At 73.3% G+C, this 8,752-nt stretch carries 7 protein-coding genes; 4 read left to right on the top strand and 3 right to left on the bottom strand.

Features of this window, described 5'->3' with window-relative positions; genetic code table 11:
• Positions 1-92 precede the first annotated feature (92 nt).
• The 3 genes from BXA05_RS20645 to BXA05_RS04285 are packed head-to-tail and all read right to left on the bottom strand — an operon-like array spanning position 93 to position 2,991.
• Positions 93-1,175, bottom strand: a complete 1,083-nt coding sequence (locus tag BXA05_RS20645; RefSeq protein WP_076404016.1) for a Gfo/Idh/MocA family protein — start codon at positions 1,173-1,175, stop codon at positions 93-95.
• Positions 1,172-2,239, bottom strand: a complete 1,068-nt coding sequence (locus BXA05_RS04290; protein WP_076404015.1) for a Gfo/Idh/MocA family protein — start codon at positions 2,237-2,239, stop codon at positions 1,172-1,174. The genes BXA05_RS20645 and BXA05_RS04290 overlap by 4 nt, the downstream gene beginning before the upstream one ends.
• Positions 2,236-2,991: a FadR/GntR family transcriptional regulator gene (locus tag BXA05_RS04285; RefSeq protein ID WP_021481961.1), complete on the bottom strand. Its 756-nt coding sequence runs from the start codon at positions 2,989-2,991 to the stop codon at positions 2,236-2,238. Before BXA05_RS04285 ends, BXA05_RS04290 begins: the two co-directional genes overlap by 4 nt.
• Positions 2,992-3,091: 100 nt before the next feature.
• Between BXA05_RS04285 and BXA05_RS04280 the strand changes: the two genes are divergently transcribed.
• From BXA05_RS04280 to BXA05_RS04265, 4 genes are all read left to right on the top strand, one after another.
• Positions 3,092-4,696, top strand: coding sequence for an ABC transporter substrate-binding protein (locus tag BXA05_RS04280; RefSeq protein WP_076404014.1), 1,605 nt, complete (start codon positions 3,092-3,094; stop codon positions 4,694-4,696).
• Between the two features lie 131 nt (positions 4,697-4,827).
• On the top strand, positions 4,828-5,784 hold the full coding sequence (locus tag BXA05_RS04275) for an ABC transporter permease (protein ID WP_021481963.1): 957 nt from the start codon (positions 4,828-4,830) through the stop codon (positions 5,782-5,784).
• 1 nt (position 5,785) lies between these two features.
• Positions 5,786-7,885, top strand: a complete 2,100-nt coding sequence (locus tag BXA05_RS04270) for a dipeptide/oligopeptide/nickel ABC transporter permease/ATP-binding protein (protein WP_076404013.1) — start codon at positions 5,786-5,788, stop codon at positions 7,883-7,885.
• On the top strand, positions 7,882-8,724 hold the full coding sequence (locus BXA05_RS04265) for an ABC transporter ATP-binding protein (protein ID WP_076404012.1): 843 nt from the start codon (positions 7,882-7,884) through the stop codon (positions 8,722-8,724). The genes BXA05_RS04270 and BXA05_RS04265 overlap by 4 nt, the downstream gene beginning before the upstream one ends.
• The last annotated feature ends 28 nt before the right edge of the window (positions 8,725-8,752 follow it).

Here is an 8,752-nt window from a genome sequence, read left to right as displayed (position 1 = left end):
CAGCACCGCCCCCGGACCCGACCGCACCACCGCCTCCACGGCATCCGCAGCCAGCACCGCCAACCGCTCCGCCGGAGCGATCACGACCTCCATCAGACCCTCGCCTCCTCGGGCACCGTCCGGTGCTCCACCACGACCACGTCGCCCGTCTCGACCGAGCGGTACGCCGCGTCGATCACGGCGAGCGACGCGCGCGCCTCCTCGATCCCGTAGTCCGGCCGTCCGCCGGCCAGCACCGCCCCGACCACGTGCCGCAGGTACGCCGCCGCGGCGACCTGGCCGGCGTCGGCGGCGATCGTCGTCCGACCGTCCGCGCCGAACCGCGCGACGGCCGGGGCGTCGTCGTCCGCGACGGCGTGGCCGTGCGACCCGAGCAGCCGCACCGACGACGTGGTGGGCGTCCCGCCGGGTGCGAACGGGACGCGCCCGAGGGTGATCGTCGCGGTCACGCCGCGCTCCAGCTCCAGCGTGACGACCGCCGTGTCCTCCACCCCGGCCTCGCGGTGCGGCTCCAGGAACAGCGACCCCGCGAAGGCGTGCACCTCGACGGTGCGCAGCCCGGTGAGGTGGTGCGCCGCGTCGGCGCAGTAGCCGAGGAAGTTCAGCAGCTCGCCGCCCCCGGAGAGCGTGCGGTCGACGACGAGGCCCGGGCGCTCGACCGACGTCGCGAAGTGGGCGCCGGACGCGAGGAACTCGAGGTCCAGGTGGCGCGGCAGGCCCACGTGGCCGGCGTCGACCCACGCGCGCAGACGGCGCAGCGCGGGCGCGTGCGTGCGGTTCACGACGGCGCACGTGCGCCCCGTGCGGGCGGCGACGGCGACGAGGTGGTCGGCGTCGGCGAGGGTCGTCGCGACGGGCTTGTCGACGAGCACGTCGAGGCCCGCCTCCAGCAGCGCCGCCGCCAGGCGCGCGTGCCGGGTCGGCTCGGCGCACACGACGACGAGGTCGACCGCGCTGCCCAGGCCCTCCGCGACCGCGGCCACGTCGGCGACCTCGGCGTACGGCACTCCGGCGCGCTCGGCGACGGCGCGCGAGTCGTCCCGCACCCAGCCGGGCGCGTCCGCCTCCTCGACGACGCCGACGAGCTCGACGCGGTCGTCGGCGCCGAGGATCCGCAGGTAGTCGGCCGCGTGGCGCACGGCCGACGCGAACGCGACGCGCAGGGTCGTGCTCATGCGGCCACCCCCGTGGTCGCGTAGCCGGGGACGTCGGCGACGCGCTCGCGCCGCCCGGAGACGAGCGAGCGCTGCGCGGCGAGCGCGGTCGCGAGCGCGGCCCGCACCTGCGGCGTCGTGACGACGGGCGCCGCGTCGCCGCGCACCACGTCGAGCCAGTGCGCGAGCTGGATCCCCAGCGCGCCCTCGACGGAGACGGGTGGGGCGGTCGTGGCGTCGGAGTGCAGGCCGTCCTCCTCGGTGGTCGAGTGCGCGAGCGTCCCCTCGGTCCCCACGAGCACGACCCGGCGCACGAGCTCGCCGCGGCGGCGCAGCGCGTAGCAGAGCTCGAGCGTCGCGAGCGCGCCCGACGCCGTGCGGAGCTGCACGTGGAACGAGTCGGGCGACTCCATGTCGGGCGAGAACGTGCGGAAGCCGCGCGCGAAGACCTCGACCGGCTCGTCGTCGAGCAGCCACGTCGCGGCGTCCATGATGTGGGTGCCGTTGTGCACGGGGTGCCCGCCCGAGAGCTCCGGGTCGAGCTGCCAGCCGCGCCACCCGGCGGGCCACGCGTGGCCCGTGTACCAGGAGATGTGCGCGAGCCGCGGGGTGCCGATCTCGCCCCGGCGGGCCGCGGCGGCGAGCGCCGTCACGGCGGGCTGGAAGCGCACGGTCTGCCCGACGACGAGCGTCGTGCCCCGGCCCTCGGTCGCCGCGACCATCGCGTCGAGCTCGGGCAGCGACAGCGCCGCCGGCTTCTCGACCTGGACGTGCTTGCCGGCCTCGCCCGCGGCGATCGTGTCGCGCGCGTGCGTGGGCGTCGCGGTGACGACGTCCACGGCGTGCACGGCGTCGTCCGCGAGCGCCTCGTCGAGGGCGGTCGTCGCCCGGGCACCGGGGACGAGCGCCGCGAGCGCACGGGTGCGCTCCAGGTCGTGCCCGACGACCCAGCGCACGTCCGCGCCGTCGAGCGCCGCGAGGGCCGTCAGGTGCTCGCGCGCGAACGCCCCGATGCCCACGACGGCGATCCCGACGGGGCGGCGGCTCGACGGTCGCCCGGCCGGGGGGAGGTGCTGGGGTCTCACGCGGTCGTCACCCCGAGGGCCCGGTCGATCGGCTGGTAGTGCGAGGCGACGGCGGCCCGGAACGCGTCGACGTCGCCGGCCTCGGCGGCGTCGAGCATCGCGCCGTGCGCGCGGGCGGTCTGGTCGAGGTCGGCGGCGACGGAGAGCCCGAGCTTGGGGATCACGGCGGTGTGCACGTCCCAGAACGCGGCGACGAGCTGCCCGACGAGCGAGTTGTCGAGCCGCGCGAGCAGGCCGGTGTGGAAGGCCCGGTCCTGGGTGGGGAACGACTGGCCCTGCGACGCCGCGGCGACCATCTCGTCGACGAGGGCGTGCAGCTCGGGGTTCGACGTCCCGGTGAGGCTCGCGACGATGCGCTCGGCCATGGCGAGGTCGAGGGACTGGCGCACCTCGACGACGTCGCGCAGCGCCCGCAGGTCGTCGCCCGGGGACAGGACGCCGCGGAAGACGAGCGCCTCGACGAGCGCGTCGAGCGACATGCTCCCGACGAACGTGCCGTGCCCGTGGCGGACCTCGACGATGTCGAGGGTCGACAGGGTGCGGATCGCCTCGCGCACGCTCGACCGGGAGACGCCGAGGTGCTCGCACAGCTCGGCCTCGGTGGGGAGCGGGTCCCCGGGCCGCAGCCCCTCGCCGAGGATGAAGTCCTTGATCCGGTCGGCGGTGGTGGTCCGCCGCGGTGCGGTCGCACCGGTGCTGCCGGCTCTGGAGGCGTCGAGCGTCGCGAAGCTCCTCCGCCGTGGTGTCGCCATCTTGACCCCTTCGGTTTCTGGTCCTAGTGTCATGCTACACAACGTCAGACATCAGACATCTTCTCTCCGGAAGAGTGTCGGTCTCATGTCAGGAGAACCAATGAAGCTTCACGTCAGCTCACCTCCCCGTCGCCGGGGAGTCGCTGCGGTCGCCGCGGGCGTCGTGCTCGCGCTCGGCCTCGCGGCGTGCTCGGGTGGCGACGCCGCGCAGGACGACCCGACCGAGGGCACCGCCGCCCAGGGCGAGATCGACCAGGACGCCGTGATCGAGGCGGGCATCTCGTACTCCCTCTCCGGTGGTTTCGACCCGATGATCACCACCGGTGCCGTGACAGTAGCCGCGAACTGGCACGTGTTCGAGGGACTCACCGAGCTCGACCCCGCGACGCGCGAGGTCTACGCGGCGCTCGGCACCGACCTCCCGGCGCAGGTCGACGACACCCACTACGAGGTGGACATCCGCGAGGGCGCGGTCTTCCACGACGGCACGCCCGTCACCGTCGACGACGTCGTCTTCAGCTTCGCGCGCGTCCTCGACCCGGCGAGCGAGTCGCTCTACGCCGGCTTCATCGACTTCATCGAGTCCGTCACCCCCGTCGACGAGGACACGGTCTCGATCAACCTCAAGTACCCGTTCAGCCTCGTCCCCGAGCGTCTCTCGGTCGTCAAGGTCGTCCCGAAGGCGCTCGTCGAGTCCGACTACGAGGCGTTCAACGCCCTGCCCGTCGGCACCGGCCCGTTCAAGATGACCCAGGCGACGCCCGACGACAAGATCACGTTCGAGCGCTTCGACGACTACAACGGCCGTCGTCCCGCGCTGGCCGCCGGTCTCGTGTGGAACCTGCTGTCCGACCCCGCGGCGCGCGTCACCGCGATGAGCTCCGGCACGGTCAGCGCGATCGAGGACGTCCCCTACATCGACGTCCCGACGCTCGAGGGCGCCGTGGACGTCGAGTCGGTCCAGTCGTTCGGCACGCTCTTCATGATGTTCAACACCGACCTGCCCCCGTTCGACGACGTCCGCGTGCGCCAGGCGTTCTTCTACGCGCTCGACATGGACAAGATCATCGACAACGGCCTGCTCGGGAACGGCGCCGCGGCCACGAGCTTCCTGCCGCAGAGCCACCCGAACTACCAGGAGGCGTCGACCGTCTACTCGTACGACCCGGAGAAGGCGAAGTCGCTGCTCGCCGAGGCCGGCGTGAGCGACCTGTCCATCACGCTGCTCACCACCGACACCGGCTGGGTCGCGGACATCGCGCCGCTCATCAAGGAGAACCTCGACGCGATCGGCGTCGACACGACGCTCGACATCGGCCAGTCCGGCGGCCAGTACACCAAGGTCGACAACGGCGACCTGCAGGTCATGGTGGCGCCCGGCGACCCGTCCGTCTTCGGCAACGACCCCGACCTGCTCATGCGCTGGTGGTACGGCGACAACGTGTGGTCGCAGTCGCGCTACCGCTGGAACGACGACCCGAAGTTCGCCGAGCTCCAGGGCATCCTCGACGCCGCCGTCCGCACGTCGGGCGACGAGCAGCAGGAGCTGTGGAACCAGGCGTTCGACCTGATCTCCACCGAGGTGCCGCTCTACCCGCTGCTGCACCGCAAGCTGCCGACCGCGTGGGACGGCGACACGCTCTCCGGCTTCAAGCCGCTGCCCATCACGGGCCTGTCGTTCCTCGACGCCGGCCTCGTCAAGTAGCCGCGGGCGCGTAGCCCTCGGCGCCGACCGACCCCGGGCCCCTCGCCCGCCCCGGCGAGGGGCCCGGTACCCGCCCGGCACCCAGAACGGACAGACATGCACCGCACCCCCGACGCACCAGGAGGTCGACCATGAGCGCGCTGCTGCGACTCGTCGGACGCCGCCTCCTGCAGCTGCCGATCATGATCCTCGGCATCACGTTCCTCGTGTTCCTCGTGATGTCGTTCTCGCAGGTCGACCCCGCGATCCAGGCCCTCGGCGAGGGCGCCTCGGTCGAGGCGCGCGAGGCGTACCGCGAGGCCAACGGGCTCAACGACCCGCTCCTCGTCCGGTACGTCGCGTTCCTCGGCGGCCTCCTGCACGGGGACCTCGGCACGTTCAGCGCCCGCCAGGTGCCCGTGGCCGACGAGGTCGCGCGCGCCCTGCCGATCACCCTGCAGCTCACGCTCATGGGCCTCGTCATCGCCGTCGTGGCCGCGCTCGTCATGGGCATCCTCGCCGCGCTCTACCGCGACCGCTGGCCCGACAAGGCGATCCGCGTCGTGTCCGTCGCGTCCCTCGCGACGCCGTCGTTCTGGCTCGCGGTGCTGCTCATCCAGGTCGTCACGCTGAGCGCCGGGTGGCTGCCCGCGAGCGGGCCCCTGCCCGACCCGTCCGAGGACCTCGGCGGCTACCTCGCGCGCATGACGCTGCCCGCGCTCGCGCTCGCGATCCCCGTCGTCGGCCAGCTCACGCGCGTCGTGCGCACGTCCGTCGTCGAGGAGCTCGACAAGGACTACGTCCGCACCGCGATCGGCGCGGGCATCCCGCGCCACGTCGTCGTGGGGCGCAACGTGCTGCGCAACGCGCTCATCACCCCGATCACGGTCCTCGGCCTGCGCGTCGGCTACCTCATCGGCGGCGCCGTCGTCATCGAGATCATCTTCGCGCTGCCCGGCATGGGCACGCTCATCCTCAACGGCGTCACCAACAACGAGCCCAACCTCGTGCAGGGCGTGACCCTCACCGTGGCGCTCGCGTTCGTGCTCATCAACATCGTGGTCGACATGCTCTACGTGCTCGTCAACCCGCGGATCAGGACGGTGTGACGTGCGCCGACAGCTCACCGAACGACTCTCGACCCCCGGGCTGCGCCTGCGCGCGCTGCCCCTCGGGTCCAAGATCTCCCTCGCGTTCGTGCTCCTCGTGGCGCTCGCGGCCGTCTTCGCGCCGCTCGTCGCGAGCCACGACCCGCTCGCCACCGGCACGCCCGTCCAGCCCCCGGGCGCGGAGAACTGGTTCGGCACGGACCGTCAGGGCCGCGACATCTTCTCCCGCGTCGTCTACGGCGCGCGGTACTCGCTCGTCATCGGCCTCGGGGCCACCGCCATCGCGCTCGCCGCGGCCGCCGTGCTCGGCGCCGTCGCCGCGACGGCCCGCAAGAGCGTCTCCGAGACGCTCATGCGCGTGCTCGACATCGTCATGTCGTTCCCCGGCATCGCGCTGGCCGCCGTGTTCGTCTCGGTCTTCGGTCGCTCGCTGCCCGTGCTCGTGCTGACGATCGCGTTCCTCTACACGCCGCAGCTCACGCGCGTCGTGCGGGCCAACATCCTCGACCAGTACGGCGAGGACTACGTCGCCGCGACCCGCGTCATGGGCGCGCGCACGGCCTGGATCCTCGCCAAGCACGTCGCCCGCAACTGCGCGGCGCCCGTGCTCGTGTTCACCACCGTGCTCGTGGCCGACGCGATCGTCTTCGAGGCGTCGCTGTCCTTCATCCAGGCGGGCGTCCCCGACCCGGAGCCCTCGTGGGGCAACATCATCGCCGCCGGCCGCGACCTCGTCATGGGCGGCTACTGGTGGGCGACGTTCTTCCCGGGCCTGGCCATCATGCTCACCGTCCTGTGCCTCAACATCCTGTCCGAGGGCATGACGGACGCGATGGTCGCCGCCCCGCGGGCGACGCGCGCCACCCCGGCGAAGGCCGTCGCGACCGACTCCGACGACGCGGCCGTCGCCGCCGAGCTCACCGCGATGGACGCGGACGAGCCGGTCGAGACGGCGGACGAGGCACGCCTCGCCGAGTCCGAGCCGGTCGTGCCCGACGTCGAGCCCGACGTCCCGCACGTCGGGCGGGCCGTGCCCCTCGCCTCGCGCCTCGCCACGCTGCGCGCGGCCGAGTCGGCGCGCACGGACCGGCCCGTGTACGACGGCGACGCCGAGCCCCTGCTCGAGGTGCGCAACCTGTCCATCCGCTTCCCGCGCCACGGCGATGTCGCGGTCGTCGACGACGTCTCCTTCTCGGTCCGCCCCGGCGAGACCATGGCACTGGTCGGCGAGTCCGGCTGCGGCAAGTCGATCACCTCGCTCGCCGTCATGGGCCTGCTGGACCCCTCCGCGCAGATCAGCGGCGAGATCCGCTACGGCGGCAAGGACCTGCTCGCGATGGGCAACCGCGAGCGCGCGGCGCTGCGCGGCACCGAGATCGCGATGATCTACCAGGACGCGCTGAGCTCGCTCAACCCGTCGATGCTCGTCCGTGCGCAGATGAAGCAGCTCACGCGCCGCGGCGGGACCCGCACGGCCGAGGAGCTCCTCGAGCTCGTGGGCCTCGACCCGGAGCGCACGCTCAAGAGCTACCCGCACGAGCTCTCCGGCGGGCAGCGCCAGCGCGTGCTCATCGCCATGGCCCTCACGCGCGACCCGAAGCTGGTCATCGCGGACGAGCCGACGACGGCGCTCGACGTCACCGTCCAGGCCCAGGTCGTCGCGCTGCTCGACGAGCTGCGCGTCAAGCTCGGCTTCGCGATGGTGTTCGTCAGCCACGACCTCGCGCTCGTCGCACAGATCGCGCACCGCATCACGGTCATGTACGCGGGCCAGGTCGTCGAGCAGGCGCCCACGAGCGAGCTGCTCACCGACCCCCGCCACGAGTACACGCAGGGCCTGCTCGGCGCGGTGCTCTCGATCGAGCAGCGTTCCACGCGCCTGCACCAGATCCCCGGCACGGTCCCGTCGCCGCGTGACTTCCCGACGGGCGACCGGTTCGCGCCGCGCTCGTCGCGCCCCGACCGCGGCCTCGACGTGCGGCCCGTGCTGCGCGCCGTGGACGCGGACGGGCAGCACCTCGTCGCGATGCCGCCGGACGAGCCGGTCGGCGCCGTCGCGGGCGGTGGCCCCGCCCCGATCACCACCGGAGGGACGCGATGAGCGCCACCGACCAGACCCCGACCGCCGTGGAGCGGGGGTCCGCGACCGACCACGACACCCCCGTCGTCGAGCTGCGCGGCGTGCACGTCGTCTTCAAGGCCCGCACGGGCACGCTCTTCAAGGCCAACCGGGTGCACGCCGTGAACGACGTCAGCGTCGCGGTCCGCCGCGGCAGCACGCTCGGGATCGTCGGCGAGTCCGGCTCGGGCAAGTCGACCATGGCGAAGGTGCTCGTCGGGCTGCAGGCGCCGACGTCCGGCGAGATCCGCTTCCGCGGGCAGCCGGTCGACAAGTACACGACGCGCGTGCGGCGCGACGTCGGGCGGGTCGTGTCCGTCGTCTTCCAGGACCCGGCCACCGCGCTCAACGCCCGCATGCGCGTGCGGGACGCCCTGCGGGACCCGCTCGACGTGCACCGCGTCGGCGACGCCGCGTCGCGCGAGGCGCGCGTCCGCGAGCTCGTGCACCTCGTGGGGCTGCCCGAGTCGGCGCTCGACGCGCTGCCCGGCCAGCTCTCCGGCGGGCAGCGCCAGCGCGTCGCCATCGCGCGAGCCCTCGCGCTCGCGCCGGACGTGATCGTCGCCGACGAGCCCACGTCCGCGCTCGACGTGTCCGTGCGGGCCCAGATCCTCAACCTGCTCGCCGACCTCAAGGCCGAGCTCGACCTGGGGATGGTCTTCATCTCGCACGACATCCAGACGGTGCGCCACGTCTCCGACGAGATCGTCGTCATGCAGGGCGGCCGCATCGTCGAGTCCGGCCCCGCCGCGCGCGTGCTCGACGACCCCCAGGACGACTACACCCGCACCCTGCTCGGCGCGGCGCCCGCGCTCCTGTGAGCGCCGACGCGCCCCGCCCGACGCCGGG

Source organism: Cellulosimicrobium funkei (genome assembly GCF_900155925.1).
GTDB classification, from domain to species: Bacteria; Actinomycetota; Actinomycetes; order Actinomycetales; family Cellulomonadaceae; genus Cellulosimicrobium; species Cellulosimicrobium funkei.
The sequence above is the reverse complement of the archived record's forward strand: the minus strand, read 5'-3'. Positions and strand labels throughout refer to the sequence as shown.